The organism is Mycolicibacterium litorale (genome assembly GCF_010731695.1).
Taxonomy (GTDB): Bacteria; Actinomycetota; Actinomycetes; order Mycobacteriales; family Mycobacteriaceae; genus Mycobacterium; species Mycobacterium litorale.
Map to the genome: position 1 here is coordinate 3,433,084 of NZ_AP022586.1, position 18,636 is coordinate 3,451,719.

Here is an 18,636-nt window from a genome sequence, read left to right on the forward strand (position 1 = left end):
CCCATGAATCCCCAGGACGATCCCGAGGCCCGGATCCGGGACCTCGAACGCCCGCTGGCCGACCGGGCGCAGACGTCCGAGTTGGGCACTGCGCCGTATCCCGTCACCGGACCGTACCCGCAACCGCCGTATCCGGTTGCGTCGCAACCACATTCGACGGGGCCGTCACAGGCGGGCGTCATCGCGCTGGTGGCCGTCGTGCTGCTGCTCCTGGTGTTCGGCGCGGGCGTGGCGATCTACTTCGCGAAGTTCGCGCCGGGCGACGGCAGCGTGACGGCGGGTCGGCCGACGATCGCCGGTGGCGGCGGCGCTCTGGATCCCACGGCGGAGGCGCCCGCCACCGAAGAACCGCCCATCGTGATCCTGCCGGGCGGACCGGCGGGCGACAGCGACGTGGTTGCGCAGGCGCCGCCGGGCGGCCCGTTCAGCGTGGCGGGCGTCGAGGGCGACAAGCGGGTGGTCTGCAATGACAGCCTGATCAGCGTGAGCGGGGTGTCGAACACGGTGACGATCACCGGTCACTGCGTGAGCGTCACGGTGTCCGGGGTGAGCAACGAGGTGATCGTCGAGAGCGCCGACCGGATCAGCGCATCGGGCTTCGAGAACCGGGTGACCTACCGGTCCGGTGACCCGCAGATCGACAGCTTCGGCGACAACATCGTCGAACGGGGTTAGCCCGTCCAGTAACACCCGCCACGCCCATCACGATCACACCCTCAGCACCACACTTCGGGAGGGCGTATGCGGAACACCTGGAAGACGGCCGTCGCCGCCGTCACGCTTGCGGCCGCCGCCCTCATCGGTGACGTCTCCCCCGCCGTCGCGCACGCGCAACCCGCGGTCGCGGTCAAGGACTTCTCGAAGCCGGCGATCGTCATCCTCGGCTACGGCCTCGAGCCCGACGGCACCATGCGCGCGATTCTGCGCCGACGCGTGATCACGGGTCTGACCGTGGCGCAGTTCTTCCCGCAGTCGCCGGTCATCGTGACGGGCGGCAACCCGCGCAACGGCGTGACCGAGGCCGCGGCGATGCGCCGGATGCTGATGATGCTCGGCTTCCCCGCGCACCGAATCATCGTGGAGGACAGGGCGAACAGCACCGTGCAGAACGCGCGGTTCTCGGTGCCGCTGGCCAAGGAGGCCGGCACGTCCGGGATCATCCTCGTCACCTCGTCGACGCATCAGGACCGCGCCGACGGCAACTTCGCCGATGCCGGCGCCAACGTCCTGGCCACGGTGAGCTACCCCGACGGCAGCCCACAGGTGAACGCCGTGCAGTTCGCCCGCGACGTGATCAGCCCGCTGGTCGGCATCAGTTAGCCGAGGGTTTCAACACGTCGGTGTCCGGGTAGTGTCCGGTGACGTCCGTCACCGAGTACCAGGGGTCCGATGAAGGTTCTGATCACAGGCGGCACCGGGTTCGTCGGCGCGTGGACCGCCAAGGCCGTACAGGACGCCGGACACCAGGTCCGCTTCCTGGTCCGCAAACCCGAACGCCTGACCACCAGTGCCGCGCAGATCGGCGCCGACATCAGCGATCATGTCGTCGGCGACATCTCCGACCCCGAGTCGACGGCCGAGGCGCTCGATGGTTGCGATTCGGTGATCCATTGCGCGGCAATGGTTTCCACTGATCCAGCGATGGCCGACGAGATGCTGCGGACCAACCTCGAAGGCGCCCGGTACGTCCTCGGTGGCGCGGCCAAGGCGAAGCTCGACCCCATCATCCACGTCTCGAGCTTCACGGCGCTGTTCCGTCCCGGCCTCGAGGTGCTGCACGCCGATCTGCCCGTCACCGGAGGGTCCGACGGCTACGGCAAGTCCAAGGCCGTCGTCGAGGCATACGCCCGCGGCCTGCAGGACGCCGGCGCCCCGGTCGACATCACCTACCCGGGGATGGTGCTGGGGCCGCCGGCCGGCGACCAGTTCGGGGAGGCCGCCGAGGGCGTCGAGGCCTCGGTGAAGATGCGCGGTGTGCCCGGCCGCGGGGCCGGCTGGATCGTCATCGACGTCCGCGACCTCGCCGAGCTCCACGTGGCGCTGCTCGAGCCCGGACGTGGCCCCCGCCGGTACATGCTGGGTGGCCGCCGGGTGCCGGTCGGCGAGCTGGCCAAGCTGATCGGCGACGCCTCCGACCGCACCGTGGCGCCCATCCCGGTACCCGACATCGCGCTGCGCACGATGGGCCGGGTGTTCGACGTGATCGGCGACCAGCTGCCGTTCGAGACGCCGATCAACTCGGCGGCGATGCAGTACTACACGCAGATGCCGACGTCCGACGATGCGCCGGCCGAGCGCGATCTCGGCATCAAACAGCGCGACGTCGCCGAGACGATCGCCGACACCGTCGAGGGGCTGCGCACAGTCGGTCGCCTGTAGCGGGAATGCGACGACGGTCACACCGGTTGAGGCCAGTCATGGAACTCGGCTACCACGTACCCATTTTCGACATCGACGGCGGAACGACCGCGATCGCCGGTGAGCTCGCCCGCGTCGGCGAGGCGGCGGAGGCCTCCGGCGCGACCTGGCTGTCGTTCATGGACCACTTCTTCCAGATCGAACCGACCGGCCTGCCGGCCGAATCGAACATGCTCGAGGGCTACACGAGCCTGGGCTTCATGGCGGCGCACACCTCGACGATCGAACTCGGCCTGCTGGTGACGGGCGTGACCTACCGGCATCCCGGGCTGCTGGCCAAGACGGTGACGACGGTCGACGTGCTCTCGGGTGGACGGGCGTGGCTGGGGATCGGCGCCGCCTGGTTCGAACGCGAACACGTCGGCCTCGGGGTGCCGTATCCGCCGGTTGCCGAACGGTTCGAGCGGCTCGAGGAGACCCTGCGGATCTGCGCGCAGATGTGGGACCCCGACAACAACGGGCCCTTCGAGGGCAAGCACTACCGGTTGGCGGAGACGCTGTGTTCGCCGCAGCCGATCAACCGGCCGAAGGTGATGATCGGCGGTGGCGGTGAACGAAAGACCCTGCGGCTGGTGGCCCAGTACGGCGACGCGTGCAACCTGTTCGGCTCACCGGAGGAGGTGGCGCACAAACTCGACGTGTTGCGGCGCCACTGTGACGACGTCGGTCGCGACGCCGCCGACATCCGCGTCACGATCCTCGCCCACGACGGCCCCACCCCCGACACCACCGACGAATTCGTCCGCGCCATGGCCGAATACGCGAAGGTGGGCGTGCAGACCGTCATCGTCATGCCGCCGGGCGGTTCGCCGTCGGCGTGGATCGACGGGATCGCGCCGGTGGTGCCGCAGTTGGCCGACCTGGGGTAGTCAAGCAGTGAAGGACCGCACGTAGTCCACGGCGGCATTCACGTTGGCCCGCAACGCCTCCGGATCGCCGGTGACGAAGGTGAGCATCGCACCGCCCTGATGGGCGGCCACCAGTGAGACCGCGAGGTGGCGCGGGTCGGCGTCGGCGCGAAGGTCGCCGCGCTTCTTCATCGCGGTGAGCGCCGAGCGGAACAGCGCGATCCACTCGTCGTATCCGGCGGCGAGGTCGTCGCGGATCTGCGCTTCGCCCTCGATCAGCTCGGCGGCCAGCGACCCGTAGACGCACCCGCCACGCCGGTAGACGGCTTCGGTGTCGGCGACACAGGTGTCTGCCCAACCCTGGAGCGCTTCGATGCTGTCCAGAGCACCCATGCCGGTGTGGAACCGGGCGACCTGGCGGCGGCGTTCGGCGACGACCTCGCGGGTGAGCTCGCCCTTGCCCCGGAAGTAGTGCGACAGTTGCGATCCGCTGACCTCGGCGGCATTGCGGACGTCGTCCATCGTCGTACCGTCGATGCCGTGTTCGAACATCAGCCGGGCGGTCGTGTCGACGATCCGGCTACGGGCGGCGACCCCTTTGCGGGTGAACCGCTCCTCGGTCATGTGGCGCTCCGCTGGCGCCGCGGCCGGCGGGGTGGGCGTGGTGCGCGTTCGGCCGGGTCGACGGCGTACATGCGCAGGCGGTTGACGGCGAACCGCAGCGCGTCGGCCTGCGGCCAGGCCTCCCGGTAGACGAACGCCATCGTGCCGCCGGCCTGGTGAGCGCCGACCAGCACCAGCGCCAGCTGATGCGGGTCGGCGTCGTCAATCAGTACCCCGCGTTGTTTCATCCGGCGGATCGCCTCTTCCAGCAAGGCAATCCACTGCCGGTAGCCGTCGGCGAGCACGCCGCGCACCGCGTCGTCGGACTTGGCGAGCTGACCGGCCAGACCGTGATAGGTCGGGGTTCCGGAGAACCCGACCGCGCGCAGCTGACGCATGCTCGAGTCAAGCCAGTGTTCGAAGTCGTCGAACGTCTCCAGCTCCCGGTGTGAGTCGATCACGGTCTGCATCTGCCGCTCGATCAGCGCGCGGATGAGGTCCTGCCGATCGCTGAAGTAGTGCGCCAGCTGCGATCCGCTCACCGACGCGGCCTTGCGGACGCCGACCATGGTGAGTGCCGACAGCCCGTCGGTGGTGATGAGCTCGGCGGCGGCGGCCAGGATCCGTTCGCGGGTGGCCTGTCCCTTCGGAGTGAGCCGCCGCTGCGCCGGCGCCGGTACGACCATCCCTGAAGTTTATGGGGCGGCCGTCCCACTCATCGACACGCGACGGTCGAGGAAGTCGCGGATCAGCGCGGTAACTTCGTCGAACGCCGACTCGAGCAGGAAGTGTCCGCCGTCGAGCAAGTGGATCTCGGCGTCGGGCAGGTCGTCGGCGAAGGCGCGGGCTCCGTCGGGACCGAAGATCTCGTCACCGCGGCCCCACACCGCCAGCAGCCGCACCCGGGAGGCACGGAAGTACTCGTGCAGGCGGGGATACAGCGGTGAGTTCGTGGCGTAGTCGAGGAACAGTTTCAGCTGCACCGCGTCGTTGCCGGGCCGCGACACCAGCGCGTGGTCGTGGTACCAGTTCTCCGGGTCGACGAGCGATTCGTCGGCGACCCCGGTGACGTATTGCCAGCGGATCGCCTCCAGCGAAAGTGCTTCGCGCATGGCAGCTTCGGTCTCCGGCGTCTGCTGACTGTGGTACGCCCAGACCGGCTTCCAGAAACTCTCGACGAATCCGGCGTCGTACCCGTTGCCGCTCTGGGTGATGATCGCGGTGATCGCCTCCGGGTTGGCGAGCGCGAGCCGCCATCCGATGGGTGCGCCGTAGTCCTGGACGTAGATGCTGTACCGGTCGACGCCCAGCTGCTCGAGCAGTCCCGCGGTCAGCGCGGTGAGGCCGTCGAAGGTGTAGTCGAACTCCTCGGCCCCGGGCGCATCGGACAGGCCGAAGCCGAGGTGGTCGGGGGCGATGACGTGCCAGCGGTCGGCGAGCGCGGGGACGAGCCGCCGGAACATGTGCGAACTGGTCGGGAAGCCGTGCAGCAGGAGCAGGGTCGGGGCAGCCGGATCGCCGGCCTCGCGGTAGAAGAGCCGGTGGCCGTCGACGGTGGCGTAGCGGTGGTGGACAGCGGACATGGGCGGAGCCTCCTTGTTTTGGGTTGAGTGACCCATTATGGGCGCTTTTGAGCCGTTTGCGCCACCGTGGCGATGGACAACCGCGCTGAGCTGCGACGATGTACCCACGGTTTGGGTGACACATCCCATTCCGCGTGCGCGCCATACGCGATGGGGAGGACGGTGACGCGGTCGACTCGTAGCCCCCACGCCCCCGATGTCGCCGCCGTGGCCTAAGTTGGACGGTCGAGCACGGACGAGCACAGATCGAGGACTGCAGGTGAACGACAACGGGGGGATGTCGGCCGCTGAGCTGCTCGAACTCAACCGCGACCTGCATGGATCCCGGGCGATCCGGCTGCTGGCCACCCACAATCTCGGGCTCTACGCGACGCTGATGGAACGCCATCTGGCCGACGGCGTCGTCCCCGAGACGGAGCTGGTGGTGCGCCTCGAGCGTGATCTGCACGACCTCGACCCCGACGGGCAGTCCGGACTCGCGCTCATCAAGTCGTGGGCGAGCCAGGGCTGGCTGCACCGCATCGTCGACGAGCGCAGCGACCAGAACATCTGCTACCTCACCCAGGACGCCCGCCGCGCGCTGGACTTCCTGCGCGGGATGCGGCGCAACGACACCATCGCCACCGGCGGCTCGATCAACGGCATCGCGTCGCGACTCAAACAGGTCGCGATCCGGGTGGGCAACGACCCGGCACGGATCCGCAAGAGCATCGAGGCGGAGATCGCGGCGCTGCAGGCCGAGCTCGACGAGCTCGACGCCGGGCAGCTCCAGGAACCCGACGTCACCGACGCCTATGACGAGGCCCGCGCCATCGCGCTTCAGATGGAACGGCTGATCACCGACATCGGCCAGTACGGGTCGATGATCGAGCAGGCCACCGCGGCGCTCGACGAGCCGATCGACAGCAACGCCGAGTACCGCGACCGGCAGCGCCAGATGTACGCCGACTACCAGGCGGCATGGGATTCCCAGGGCCGCGACAGCCACCGCGCTTTCCTGCGGATGATCAACGACCCCGACCAGCGCGCCGAGTTCGAAGCCGACGTCGCCGCGGTCGCCGAGGCGCTGCCCGCGCTGGACCCGGCGCTGCGCAAGGTGATGGCCGGGTTCTTCGAACTGGTCGGCCACCAGATCGACGAGGTGGAGCGGATCCAGCAGCGCTGCGCCCAGCGGGTGAAACGCTTCACCGCGTTCGGCACGCTGGAGCAGAGCCGCGGGGTGGCCCGCCAGCTCAACGAGGCCATCGGCGCCGCGCGCGCCCTGCTGAAGACCTCGCTCACCGACTCGCGCCTGGGCATCGACGTCCCGCTGGCCCGCCACGCGATCAGCTCGGTCGGCGCGCTGACCTTCAAGATCGGCGACCTGTCCGCGCCGAAACCGGCCAAACCCGCGGACGGCGAGGTCGACCTGACCAGCTTCGCCGCGCTGACCACCCAGGTCGACGCGCCCGCCATGTCGGAGATCCTCAACAGCGCGATCAGCGCCGGACCGGTGTCGCTGCCCCAGGCCGTCGGCATGCTGGACAACGCGTACCTCGGCCACGTCATCGTGCTGTGGTCCTGGGCGCTCAGACAACCGGGCGCCGGGCCCGCACCGTCCACCACCGTGCGGTTTCGTTCCCTCGACGGCCGGGACCGCGAAATGGCCGTCCCTGAACTGCATTTCACCGAACCGATCACGTCTGGAGTGGCGTCGTGACCACCGAGCCCGACATCGACTTCTCACAGTTGCCGCAGGTCGACCAGAACGCCCGGCCCCCGCACCAGCGCAGGCCGCGGTTCGACGGCGACGTCTCCGAGCTGCCCGACCGGGCGTGCTGGGCGCTGCAGAACCTGCTCACCCGCCGCTACATCAGCGCGGAGTCCGACGGCGACCTGTTCAGCTGGGTGCTCGAATACCGCAAGCAGCTCGCCGTGCGGCTCTCCGAACTCGACCTGTTGCTGCGCATCGTCGACGGCGCCGACGTCGCGTTCGTCGAACAGGCCCGCTACGAATCGGCAAGGGGCGCCAAGCTTTTGCGCCGCGAGCCGCTCGGCACCTACGACTCGATCCTCGCGCTGCACCTGGCGCAGATGATGCGCGCGGCCGGAGGGCAGAGCGTGCTGATCAGCCGCGAGGAGATGCACGGGTTGTTCTCCGGCGTGCTCAACGACACCGACCGGGATGCGGTCACGTTCGCGGCGCGTATCGACGGCGCCATCGCCCGACTGGCCGGGCTGGAGATTCTGCGCCGCAGCCGCGACGACGAGGACAGCTACACCATCAGCCCGGTGATCAACGCGGTCATGACGGCCTCGGTGATCACCGAATTGCAGCGGCAGTTCGAAACGCTGCTGAACGGCGGCACGCCGCAGGGAGAAGCAGAGCTGGATGACTGAACAATTCCATCTGTCCCGGTTGCAGATCATCAACTGGGGCGTGTTCGATGGATACCACTCGATTCCGTTCAGCGTCGGCGGCGCACTGATCGCGGGCGCGTCCGGTAGCGGCAAATCCTCACTGCTCGATGCGATCTCGCTGGGGTTTCTGCCGTTCAACCGGCGCAACTTCAACGCCTCCGGCGACAACACCGCCGCCGGGTCGAGCGCCGGCCGGCGCACCGTCGACAAGTACGTGCGCGGGGCGTGGGGCCAGCGCAGCGACGGCGGTACCAGCCGGGTGATGTATCTGCGCGGCGAGGGCACCGCGTGGTCGGCGATCGCGGTCACCTACGCCAGCGACTCCGGACGCACTGTCACCGGGCTGGTCCTCAAGTGGCTGACCGGCGAGTCCCGGTCGGATTCGTCGAGCCGCTTCGTGATCGGCGACGGCGACCTCGACATCGAGGACGTGTGCAACCGGTGGGCGGCGGGCCGATTCGACACCGGAGTGTTCAAGGAGGTCCGGGGCGAGCGAAGCGACGGGAAGAATTCCGGCTGGCGGTTCACCACCAAGGTGGAATCGCAGTACCTGGCGCAGCTGTACGCGACGATCGGTATCCGCGCCTCCGACGCCGCCCAGCAGCTGCTGGGCAAGGCGAAGTCGCTGAAAAGCGTTGGCGGGCTGGAGCAGTTCGTCCGCGAGTTCATGCTCGACGAACCCTCCAGCCTGGCGCGACTGCCCGAGGCGCTCAAGCAGATCGACCCGCTGGTGGAGGCACGCGAGCTACTGGCGGTGGCGCAGCGCAAACGCAAGATCCTCGGCGACATCGAGAAGATCCAGCACCGCTACGCCTCGGAGTCCTCGGATCTGGGGATCATCGACCTGGTGGATCTGCCGATGGTACGGGCTTACACCGACCACGTCCGGCTGGCGCAGTGCCCGGCGCAGATCGCGCAGCTCGACACCACGATCGACCAGCTCGACAACGAGTACGAGGATGTCACCCGCTCGCTGAATCTGGCCAAGGCCGAGGCGGATTCGCTCAACGCGCAGATCAGCGGGTCGAGTGCGAGCATCGGACCGCTGCAGTCGCAGGTGACCGCCGCCGAGACCGAGGCCGAGCAGGTGTCGCGCCGTCGCAGCGCGTACGAGGACATGGTGACCGCGCAGGGCATCGACGTCCCCGACACCGCCGACGAGTTCTGGAACCTGCGCGAGGACCTGCTCACCGAGGCCACCGAACTGCTGGCCAAGGTGGAGCGGAACCGCGAGGCGTCCACCGATGCGGAGTACGCGCAGAAGGCGGCGCGCATGGCCCGCGACGAGGCCGCCAAGGAGCTCAAGCGGGTCGAGCAGGTGGGGTCGGCGCTGCCCGAGTTCGCGCTGGTGATGCGCGAACAGATCTGCGCGGCAGTCGGTGTCGAGGCGGCAGAGCTGCCGTATGTCGCCGAGCTGATGGATCTGCGGTCGGATCAGACACGCTGGCGGATCGCGGTGGAGAAGGTGCTGCGCGGGCCGGGCTTGCGGCTGCTTGTGCCCGACGTGCACTGGACGGCGGTGCTGCGGTTCGTCAACGAGACGAACATGCGCGGGCGGCTGGCACTGCACCACGTGCGGACGAAGATGTACGGCGCCGAGCCGGTCGGCCCCGAGCCGAACACGTTGGCGGGCAAGCTGTTCGCCGTCGACCCGTCGCATCCCTGCGCCGCGGAGGCCGTCGACGTGGTGGCCTCAGCCGGTGACCACGTCTGCGTCGACACCCCTGACGTGTTCGCGCGGTTCCGGCGCGCGGTCACCGACAGCGGCCTGTACAAGGACAGCGACCGGTTGGCGATCAAGGACGACCGGCGGCCGCTGAAGCAGTCGGAGTACCTGTATCAGGGTGACGTGTCGGCGAAGATCAACGCGCTGACCGTGGACCTGGCCGCCGCGGAGGAGGCCTACCAGAAGGCCCGGCGAGTGGCCGACGAGATCGCCGCGCAGCGTCAGCAGTGGCGGGACCGGGCGTCGGCATGCCGGGCGATCTGCGAGCAGTTCCCGCAGTGGAGCCAGATCGACGTCGAGACCGCCGACGGCCACGCCGACCGGCTGCGCGAGCAGTACGAGCTGCTGCTCGCCGACCATCCCGACATCGAGGCCCTCAACGCACGTGCCGACGAATGCTGGTCGCAGATCCAGGTGTTGATGACGCGCCGGGGTGCCATCCAGACCCGCCGCGACGACCTCGATTCGCGGCGCACGCAGCTGCTGGAACTGTCGGAACGGCTGCAGCCGGCGTTCGTCTCCGAGCCGCTGACGGAGCTGCTGCACCGCTACGCCGGGCAGGTGCCGGTGTCGCTCGAGTTGTTGAACCCGGAGCCGCACCGCGACGCGCTGTTCGCCGCGATCAAGAAAGAGCGGGAGCAGTTGCGGGAGAGCCGCCGCCGCTCGTACGACGAGCTGGCCCGCATCCTCAACACGTTCGACACCGCGTTCCCGGACGCCATCCCCAACGACAGCACCAACTTCGACGAGCGGGTGCACGACTACGTGGCGCTGTGCCGGCACATCGACGAGCGCGAGTTGCCCGAGGCGTACGAGCGGATGATGCGGCTGGTCACCGAGCAGGCGCCCGATGCGATCCTCACGCTGCACCGGGTCGCCGAGCAGGAGGCGCGGCGGATCGCCGAGCAGATCGAGCGGGTCAACACCGGGCTGGGCGCGGTGGAGTTCAACCGCGGCACCCGGCTGACGCTGCGGGCGACGCCGCGGTCGCTGACGGCGGTGTCGGAACTGACGGAGATCGTGCGGTCGATCTCGCGGCGCATCGCCGAGGTCGGCCTGGGCGACAAGCAGGCGATCCTCGACCAGTACGCGGACATCCTGCGGTTGCGCAACCGGCTGGCGTCCGCCGCGCCGGAGGACAAGTCGTGGACGCGCGATGCGCTCGATGTGCGCAACCGGTTCACGTTCGACTGCGCGGAGTGGGATGTGGCGACCGGGGAGCTGATCCGCACGCACTCCAACGCCGGCGACAACTCCGGTGGTGAGCAGGAGAAGCTGATGGCGTTCTGCCTGGCGGGCGCTTTGAGCTTCAACCTCGCCAGCCCCGAAAGTACCGACAACAGACCGGTTTTCGCTCAGTTGATGCTCGATGAGGCGTTCAGCAAGTCGGATCCGCAGTTCGCGCAGCAGGCGCTGTCGGCGTTCCAGAAGTTCGGGTTCCAGCTGGTGATCGTGGCGACCGTGCAGAACGCGACGACGATCCAGCCCTACATCGACAGCGTGGTGATGGTGAGCAAGACCGAGGCGACGGGCCGCAACGCCCGCCCCGTCGCGACGGTGGCGACGCGGACGATCTCGGAGTTCAGCGCGCTGCGGCAGGAGATGCGGGCGAGCGCGAAAGTGCCGGCCCTCTCCCGCTGAGACTGCGGATCGAGCCGAGGCGCGTTGACTCTGCGACCACGGCCGAGCGCCGCTCTTGTGACACCGATCGCGGACTATCCGAGAGCCTGGCTTCGACAGCGGGCCTGATCAAGTACCTGGCTACTCGCGACTCGGCGCCGTGACCTCGCTACGTTGCGACTGCGCTGTCAGCCAACCGTCAAGGAGAGCCAGCATCACCGACGGCTCTGCCCAATCCCGCCAGAAGCGACCACCGCACATCACCATCGCGACCTGTCGGCGCGAGTCAAGTCACGTAGTCGAGTACTCGATACCACACGCGCCCCGCGACATACGTTCTGTGACACGGACGCTGACATTCTTACGGCGGCCGCTCACCACCAGCCACAGAACACGGAGGGCACTGATGTCGATCGTTTCAGGAGACCATGTGTGGTACTACAACGGGCTCGGCAACGCCGAGGCCATAGCGGGCGAGCAAATCACGACCGACCTGAGCATTCCTAGGACGCAATGGTTTCCGGCGGCCAATCCTCATGATCGCAACGACTACCGCGACAACGGTCGGTTCATCTTCAACTATGTCTTCTACGACTCAGAGATACGTGTCGGCCAGCCACATCTGCGTTCCGGGGCAGGAAGTTTCGCGTGGCTGAACAACAACCCGGGCAACCTGACCGGCCATGTCGGCGGACCTGATTTCGGTCAGTACATCGACAAGTTCAACTGGCACAATTTCTTGATCTTCCCGGACTACGCAACGGGTTTCACCGCAATAGGCGCCTTTCTGCGCCAAGGGATCTATCCACCGCTGTCGATCCTGGAGGCGTTTCGCAGGTATGCGCCCGCCAGTGACGGCAATACTCCGGACGTCTACGCAGCAGATGTCGCAGCGGCTGCCGGCGTGCCGATGGACACGCCCGTGGGTGATCTCGGCGATGACCAGATGTACGAGATGCAGCTCAAGATCGCGCAGATCGAGGGAACCGTCGAAGGCACGACGTACGCCTACAATTCGCCGGACCTGCCGCCGGCAATTCAAGCGCTCGTCAGCGAGCTCTGAGCCACCGCGGCAGACTCACGACTCCGAATCGGGTGTGGTCGCGTCGAAGCGCAATGCCGACGACGCTTCGCCGCGCCACACCCGCTTCTCTTTTCCGCGCCACACGAAGCTGCGGCCGTCGTGCGATCGCGCCAACTGGTCGACGAGACGGAGCCGGATTCCCGCCGAGCTGACCTCTTCCTCCCGGATGTCCGGCATCTCGGCCAAGACTGCGCTCTTGGTGGCGGTGGTGCGACCGCATGCGGTGTCCAGGATCGACGCGCGGCGCAGGAGTCGCGGCCCGTCTCCTCCGCCTTCCACAACGGCGACAAGCGGTGTCCACGTTTCCGCGACTGGTGTGGCGAGGCGCCAGACCAGTTCGAACTCCTCTGCGGAGATCGCCCGCGGCGGAATGAATGAGGACGCGAACCAGGGCCGCGGGACGGCCCGCCCTGCGGGTCCCATCACAGTCTGTTCGATCGACCAAGCCAGATTCGCCATCTCGTCTCGTTGCAGCGAGACCTCCTCCAGCGCAGGGGACGTCACCGTCGCGAGCGCGCTGGGAAGCACCACCAACAGGGGGGTGTCCGCTGCGGCCCCATCGTCGGCGGCGTCGGGCTGGAACTGCCGCCCGACGCCGTCGCCGGCCTGGGTGCTCCTGGTGCCCACCAACGTAGCGACGCCGAAGGTATCGCGGACGATGACCCAGTCGATGCAACTGACGGATGCCACAGGGACTTCGACCGGGGCGAGATACCAGTCCGGGCTGTAGATGACGGCGAATTCCGTCGCCAGCATCCGTGCCAGATCAGTCCTGCCGTGCGATGCGGTTCCCAGTGCCACCGACGCATCCTCCATCTCCCAGAATCGGCCTGCCGCCATGCCGGGGAAGGTCAGTGGACTGGGCAGCACTGTGGTGGCGCGTGCACCGACGCGCGCGTCTGCGTCGTTGGCGGCCCCGAGCGTGGCGCCGGGCACGTGGTCCACTGAACTCCAGTGCATCCCTCTACCGTCATACTGCGCGGCGCCGAGCACGACTTCGTCGGTTGTTCCCGGCAGCGGCGGCGCCGCCAGCGAATACGAGTACTCGAGCCGGTCCGGGATCCATGCCGCCGAGCCGGGTGTGGCGTCGGCGATTCCCCACTCCTCGTCGATAACGGTGGCCCATGCGGTGAACAGGTCATCGAGGTCGTCGAGACCGAGCTCCGCGGGCAACGCACCGGACCTGTGCAGACCCAACACCTTGGCGCCGTCGATCGTACGCCCGACTCCGTCCGCCGGCCCCAGCAGGGCGCGGTAGCGGGCCTCCGTGCTCGCCTCGACGCGACTGTTGTTCGCGACGGCCTCCGCGTCCGGCGGGGCGAACATGGTCGACGGATGGGCGGCGAGCGCTGCCGCGGCGGTGTCACGGCCCGCGGCGCGCAGCATCTCGGCCAACAGGGCGCCGGCTCGCACCGCCACGGTCCATGGCGTCGAGTCCGACCGGTCGAGTCGGATGACCGGTTCGCGCTCCACGACCGCCTCCAACGGCGGGCCGTCGGGGTCGTAGGGCACCGGTTCCGCCGGTGGGACTTGCTCCGTCGAAAGGCCACCTTCAGCGCGGTATCGGGTGAATCTCGACCAACTGGCACCGATGTCGATCGCGACGGGACTTCCGCTGTCGTCACCGGTCATCTCCCCGAATTGCCACTGACGCAACAACAACCAGAGTGGGTCGGCGACTTCACCGGCCAGGCCGTCGGCGATGTCGGTGGTTCGGCGGTGCGGTTCGACGCGCATCCAGGGCATGGTCGGGCCTTTCGCTCAGAGCTCGGCGTGGATACGGAGGGCATCGACGCCGATGGCGCGGGCTCTGGCGATGTCGGCGAACGCGTTGGGGCGGGGCTCGAGCGGCTTGACGCCGGACAACTCCTGCCGGACGTACGTCAGCGGGAAGAACTCGGCGGCCCCCGTGGGCGCCAGCTCGTCGAGCGTCACCCCGCGCATCCGGCTCATCACCAGCGTGTCAGTGATCATCTCCGTCAACATGCGGTGGGTCCACACTTCGTCCGGATCGGCCGGCGTGGCAAGCAGAATCGATTGTGGCGCACGGGCGTTAGGAGCGTCGTAATGGACGGCCAGGCCAGTCGTCACAGTGGGCGACGGCAGTACCTCCCCCACCTCGTCGACGACCAGGGCGTGCATCCGCTGGGCCTGCAGGACCTGGTCAGGTGCCGCCACGACCAGATGAGCGCGGGGACCGGACGGCCGTCTCCACCGGCGCAACTCGTTGCGCTTCTGCCCGGGCGGCGGGTCGCCCGCCGCCGGTAGCGCTCCGCCAAGCCAGCCCTCGTCGGGGACGAACGGCAGTTGACTCACCGACAGCGGCGCAGGTTGTGCGACGAAGAGGCGCAGGTCCTCGTACGCGGCGATATTCGGACGTACCCGCCCCAGGCGCGTCAGCCATCGTCGGACATCATGCGGCGCGGCCGGGACACTCGCCGCGGACAGTGTGTGCGCGACCGCCAGGGTGGGAACCACGGCACGCCCTGCGATTCGGCGTGTCACTTCCACGAGTACGTCGAACCTGTTGTCCTCGCGGCGCAGTGCCGCCAGGCGCTGTTCCCAGGCCATCGGTGCGTCGTCCGCGCCGCCGCGCGGCAGCAGTGCCGCGACGTCACGGAGGCTTGCCGCGGCCGTCTGTGCCACCGACACCGCGTCGTAGATGGTCACCTGCTCTGCGCGGAATTGGGCTCCCGGTATGCCGAGCGTGGTGAACACCCGCATCTCGTCGGCCGCGACCCTGGTGTCCTCGGTGGCCGTCTCGGCGGCCTCGATCACCCGCGCGACGGCGGCGCTCACCTGCTCGAGGAGCGTCCCGAGGGCCGCCACGACCGGGTGACTATCCTCGTCCGTGGGCAGCGGAGGCTCCGGTGCGACTGGGGTACTCACCGGGTCCGCCTCCGGTGGAGCGGTCAAGTCGACAGCGGTCGCGGGACGCGACTTGGCCAGCACCTCGCCCGCGGCCTGAGCCAGGGCGACCAGCCGATCGTAGGTATGACCGAACGGCATCGCGTCGTCCGCTGAGAGGCCGGCCGCAGCACGCAGCCGGTCGGCGAACACTGGCGAGGACGCCTCCGCTTCGACACACACATCCAGCGCACACACCCCGAGATCCGCCAGGCGCACCGTCGGCCCGCCGGGTGCCTCGGACAACACCCAGTCCGTAGCCGGACCGATCACGGACTGCGCCCAGCGTTCCGCGTGCGGCGCCAATCGCGCCCGTGCGGCTTCGACATTCCATCCCGCCAGCGGCGGTTCGGACGTCAGGCCCACGACCACCTTGTGCGTGATGGTGATGCCTGACCGGGGTTCGTGGGTGACCGCGGGATCCGGTGGCCGGGAACCGGTGGCGACCGCTGAGAACAGTGCTCCGGCGGTGTCACTGTGTCCGGTCGTCAGGGCGTGCACCCCCTCGGCCACAAGCAGATCCGACACCGCTTCGACGCTGCGGGCCAGATTGTCGAGGGCTTTGAGACAGACTGCGTCACCGCTCACGCCGGGCAGGGCGATCACTTCGTCATGGTGCTCGTGCACCGCCAACCCGTCTACCACGGCCGCGGCAGTGACAGCATCGCTTCCAGCGGCCGCGTCCGCCACGTGACGGTGTGGGTAGCGGGCTCGCAAGGTCGTCACGATCGTGTGCGAGCCGTGATCGCCGAGTTCGCGTTCGAGTTGGTACCCGAGCAGGGCTCCGAGCGATTGCCCGTTGGCAACGCCATCGAGCAACTGCGTGCCGACCCGGACTTGCTTGCTGGTCAGATCGATCGAGGCGAGGCTGCTACCGGTATCGCGGTGTGACAGCTCCCCTGATCGCAGCACCCCCGCCGTTCTGGCCTGATCCAGGGATGGTGCGTGCACGTATCCGACAGGCTGGGCCGGCAGCCGCAACTCACCGTCGGTGACCGCTGCGTTCTCCCAAAGCGCAGGAGCCGCAACGTTGTTCGTGTGAGAGCGCCGTACGTCGACCAGGACTCCCCAGCAACCCAGCTGAATGCCGGTCGGGCGGCTTGCGCGCAGCGTCGCCAGTCGCTGCGTGGCCAATGAGGTGTACCAGGCGTCAAGGCGGGAGGCGCAGCAGTCCAGCACCTCGCCGGTCAGACGGGTCAGATCCCGCGGTTGCAGGTCCGCATCGGCGAGCACGCCGACCGCCTCCTGGGTGCCGGCGAAGTTGTTGGGCCGCGTCTTGGGTTTGTAGACCACCACCCGGAAGTCGTCTTGTTCGAGGGCATCGGTGATGGACATGCCCATGAGTTCGTCGACACGCTGCTCGGTGAACTCCGGCCGGGCCAGCAGGGTGGGGCGCAGATCGGCCGTGAGTCCCTCGGCGACCGTGAGCGCGGCAAGTTGCTTCTTACGGGCACCGACGGTGCTCGCCGGATCGGCCTCCACCTGGCCGACAGAGCCGAGTAGCGACGCAAATGCCTCTCCGACGAACGCGTGGTCGACGTGGGCGAAGCGTGTTCTCACATCGAGTTCCTTCGACAGGGCCAGCGCGTGCTCCAGGAGCAGATACAGCAAGTCCTCGGGGCGGTCGTCGATTTCCGCCGGAACGCCGGAGCCGGCGAGCTGCCTCAGGTACTCACGTGCGTCCGCGGTCGCGATGGGACGCCCCATCGGCTCCGGGGCGCCGCCGGAGCGCGAAAGCATGTCTTCGAGAAGGGAGCCCGTGACTGCGAATCCGATGTCGTCCGCGCTGACAGATTCGGCCATGATCGACTTGATCACGTCGACCCTGACCTCCTCGACGATTTCCGCCTGTTGTCGAAGGGCGTACTCAGCCAGTGTGCTGACGGGAACCGCCGGCAAGGTCTTCAGGCTTGCCGCCTTGTCGACGAGGTGCATCACCCTGCCCAGGAACTCACGGCCCGCATATCCGCCCCGATGCGGCACCGGCGCCTGGGTCAGGATCTGTGCGGTCAGATCGGACACCGACACGCCCGCGCGCGGCGACGTCACGAGGTTGGGCACGTTGCCGGAGGCCCGCAGCCACCATGGGCGGAGCCGGTCGAGCAGCGCCCGCAGGCGCTGTGAATACGCCGGTTCGTCACCGGCGGTGGCGTAGCGAGCGCCGGCGAGTACGGGGAGGATCCCGTAAGGTTGGCGTCCGACGCGCACCGTGGGCAGCGGTCCGCGTCCGCGGACATACGATGCGAAATGCTCTCTGGCGAAAGGCATCACGGCGTCCACCTGGTCGAGGAACGCCGCGATCTCGTCGAATTCCATGCCGTACTCGCCGTCGGACGGGCGGGTCAGCACGGCAATGGCTTCACCCAGGGTGACCGGGAACAACGCCAGCGCCATCGCACGGGAATGTCGTTGTTCGCAGCCGTGGTATCCGGCGATGGACGCCAGAGACCGGTCAGCCAGCCCGAGGGCGGACTCGAGGGACGCCCCGTCCGACGAGCCACCACGCAACGCGGAGATCTCGGGTTCTGCTGCGCCACCGACTCCCACGGCGAACAGGCGGTCGTATCCCGCGAACGGGTCGGTGGCGGCGGCGAATCCCGAAGCCCGCTCGGAGAGGTTGTTGGTCGGCGTTCCCTGCGCGATCAGTGACAGCTCCGTAGCGTCGGCGTGGGTGTCCAGCAGGCGGGTGAGCGCGAGTGCTTCCTCTGCCGGGCCGCGACCGGCGACAGGCTCCCGGACGCCGACGACCACGAGCGTGTCCACGCCCTCGGCAGCAACCCGGGGCAACCCGTCCAGGTCGATCTCGGCGGCCATTCCGAGGTCCAGAGCGCGGGAGAAGTCGGTGAGCCAGCGTGACTCGTCGTCGGACGGAATGATGTGCGGATCACCGGGGTCCAGAGCGTTGCGGCCGTCCTCGGCACCCGGTCCGGCGGCGAGGGACTCCCCGGCCGAGCAGACCACGTGGTGAGTGAACGCCGGTTCCGAGCCGAGGTAACCGGTGATCACCCACGCATCCGGCATCAGATGAGCACGCGGTCGCGGCGTACCCGCATCGACCGGATCCGGCGCGCCGTGGCGGCACAACGCCGCGACCGGGTAAGCCCGTTCCACACCGACGCGGCGGGTCAGCACCTCCCACACGGTGCGGGCGGCGTAGGCGGCGGCCGCCGGATCATCCGGGTGGGCGTCCAGCGCGGCGGCATGGTCCGCCCAGAACTGTGCGCCCGCCTGAATCTCACTGGTGGACACGCTTTCCCGGTCGGTGGTTACCGAAATGTCGTCGGGGTATATCCGGATCCGAAGCACCCCCGCGGGAGCTTCCGCACCATCGCTGCGCCGAGTGCAGTAGCGGGTTTCAAGACGAATCGGCATCAACGCGATCGGGACGGCAGGGTCGAGGGTCGACCACAGTTCCGGCGGTGGCGCGATGGGTGGTGCCATGGTTAT

General features: G+C 68.4%; 13 protein-coding genes. 8 read left to right on the forward strand and 5 right to left on the reverse strand.

Annotated features, from left to right (window positions below):
* Positions 1-3: 3 nt before the first annotated feature.
* The 4 genes from G6N30_RS16355 (at position 4) to G6N30_RS16370 (ending at position 3,287) form a co-directional block, all read left to right on the forward strand.
* Positions 4-675: a DUF3060 domain-containing protein gene (locus tag G6N30_RS16355; RefSeq protein ID WP_179965467.1), complete on the forward strand. Its 672-nt coding sequence runs from the start codon at positions 4-6 to the stop codon at positions 673-675.
* 66 nt (positions 676-741) lie between these two features.
* Complete coding sequence (locus G6N30_RS16360) at positions 742-1,320, forward strand: YdcF family protein (RefSeq protein ID WP_134054523.1); 579 nt, start codon at positions 742-744, stop codon at positions 1,318-1,320.
* A 69-nt stretch (positions 1,321-1,389) separates the two neighbouring features.
* A complete protein-coding gene (locus G6N30_RS16365) occupies positions 1,390-2,379 on the forward strand; it encodes an NAD-dependent epimerase/dehydratase family protein (RefSeq protein ID WP_134054525.1) in 990 nt (329 codons plus the stop codon).
* A gap of 38 nt (positions 2,380-2,417) precedes the next feature.
* Positions 2,418-3,287: an LLM class F420-dependent oxidoreductase gene (locus tag G6N30_RS16370; protein WP_134055353.1), complete on the forward strand. Its 870-nt coding sequence runs from the start codon at positions 2,418-2,420 to the stop codon at positions 3,285-3,287.
* Here the strand turns inward: G6N30_RS16370 and G6N30_RS16375 are convergent, their stop codons facing one another.
* The 3 genes from G6N30_RS16375 to G6N30_RS16385 are packed head-to-tail and all read right to left on the reverse strand — an operon-like array spanning position 3,288 to position 5,452.
* Entirely contained in the window at positions 3,288-3,890 is a 603-nt protein-coding gene (locus G6N30_RS16375; protein WP_134054527.1) for a TetR/AcrR family transcriptional regulator, read from the reverse strand.
* Positions 3,887-4,555, reverse strand: a complete 669-nt coding sequence (locus G6N30_RS16380) for a TetR/AcrR family transcriptional regulator (protein WP_134054529.1) — start codon at positions 4,553-4,555, stop codon at positions 3,887-3,889. The genes G6N30_RS16375 and G6N30_RS16380 overlap by 4 nt, the downstream gene beginning before the upstream one ends.
* 9 nt (positions 4,556-4,564) lie before the next feature.
* A complete protein-coding gene (locus tag G6N30_RS16385; RefSeq protein WP_134054531.1) occupies positions 4,565-5,452 on the reverse strand; it encodes an alpha/beta fold hydrolase in 888 nt (295 codons plus the stop codon).
* Between the two features lie 277 nt (positions 5,453-5,729).
* Here G6N30_RS16385 and G6N30_RS16390 point away from each other — a divergent pair, with 277 nt between their 5' ends.
* The 4 genes from G6N30_RS16390 (at position 5,730) to G6N30_RS16405 (ending at position 12,261) form a co-directional block, all read left to right on the forward strand.
* Positions 5,730-7,151, forward strand: coding sequence for a DUF3375 domain-containing protein (locus G6N30_RS16390; RefSeq protein WP_179965641.1), 1,422 nt, complete (start codon positions 5,730-5,732; stop codon positions 7,149-7,151).
* On the forward strand, positions 7,148-7,831 hold the full coding sequence (locus G6N30_RS16395) for a DUF4194 domain-containing protein (RefSeq protein WP_134054533.1): 684 nt from the start codon (positions 7,148-7,150) through the stop codon (positions 7,829-7,831). Before G6N30_RS16390 ends, G6N30_RS16395 begins: the two co-directional genes overlap by 4 nt.
* Entirely contained in the window at positions 7,824-11,219 is a 3,396-nt protein-coding gene (locus tag G6N30_RS16400) for an ATP-binding protein (RefSeq protein WP_134054535.1), read from the forward strand. The genes G6N30_RS16395 and G6N30_RS16400 overlap by 8 nt, the downstream gene beginning before the upstream one ends.
* A gap of 385 nt (positions 11,220-11,604) precedes the next feature.
* Positions 11,605-12,261 carry a hypothetical protein gene (locus tag G6N30_RS16405; protein WP_134054537.1) on the forward strand — a complete coding sequence of 219 codons (657 nt, stop codon included), beginning with the start codon at positions 11,605-11,607 and terminating at the stop codon, positions 12,259-12,261.
* Between the two features lie 15 nt (positions 12,262-12,276).
* Here G6N30_RS16405 and G6N30_RS16410 read toward each other — a convergent pair whose 3' ends face one another.
* Both G6N30_RS16410 and G6N30_RS16415 read right to left on the reverse strand, forming a co-directional pair.
* A complete protein-coding gene (locus tag G6N30_RS16410) occupies positions 12,277-14,019 on the reverse strand; it encodes a hypothetical protein (protein WP_134054539.1) in 1,743 nt (580 codons plus the stop codon).
* Positions 14,020-14,043: 24 nt separating this feature from the next.
* Positions 14,044-18,630 carry a hypothetical protein gene (locus tag G6N30_RS16415; RefSeq protein ID WP_163687625.1) on the reverse strand — a complete coding sequence of 1,529 codons (4,587 nt, stop codon included), beginning with the start codon at positions 18,628-18,630 and terminating at the stop codon, positions 14,044-14,046.
* Between the last annotated feature and the right edge of the window lie 6 nt (positions 18,631-18,636).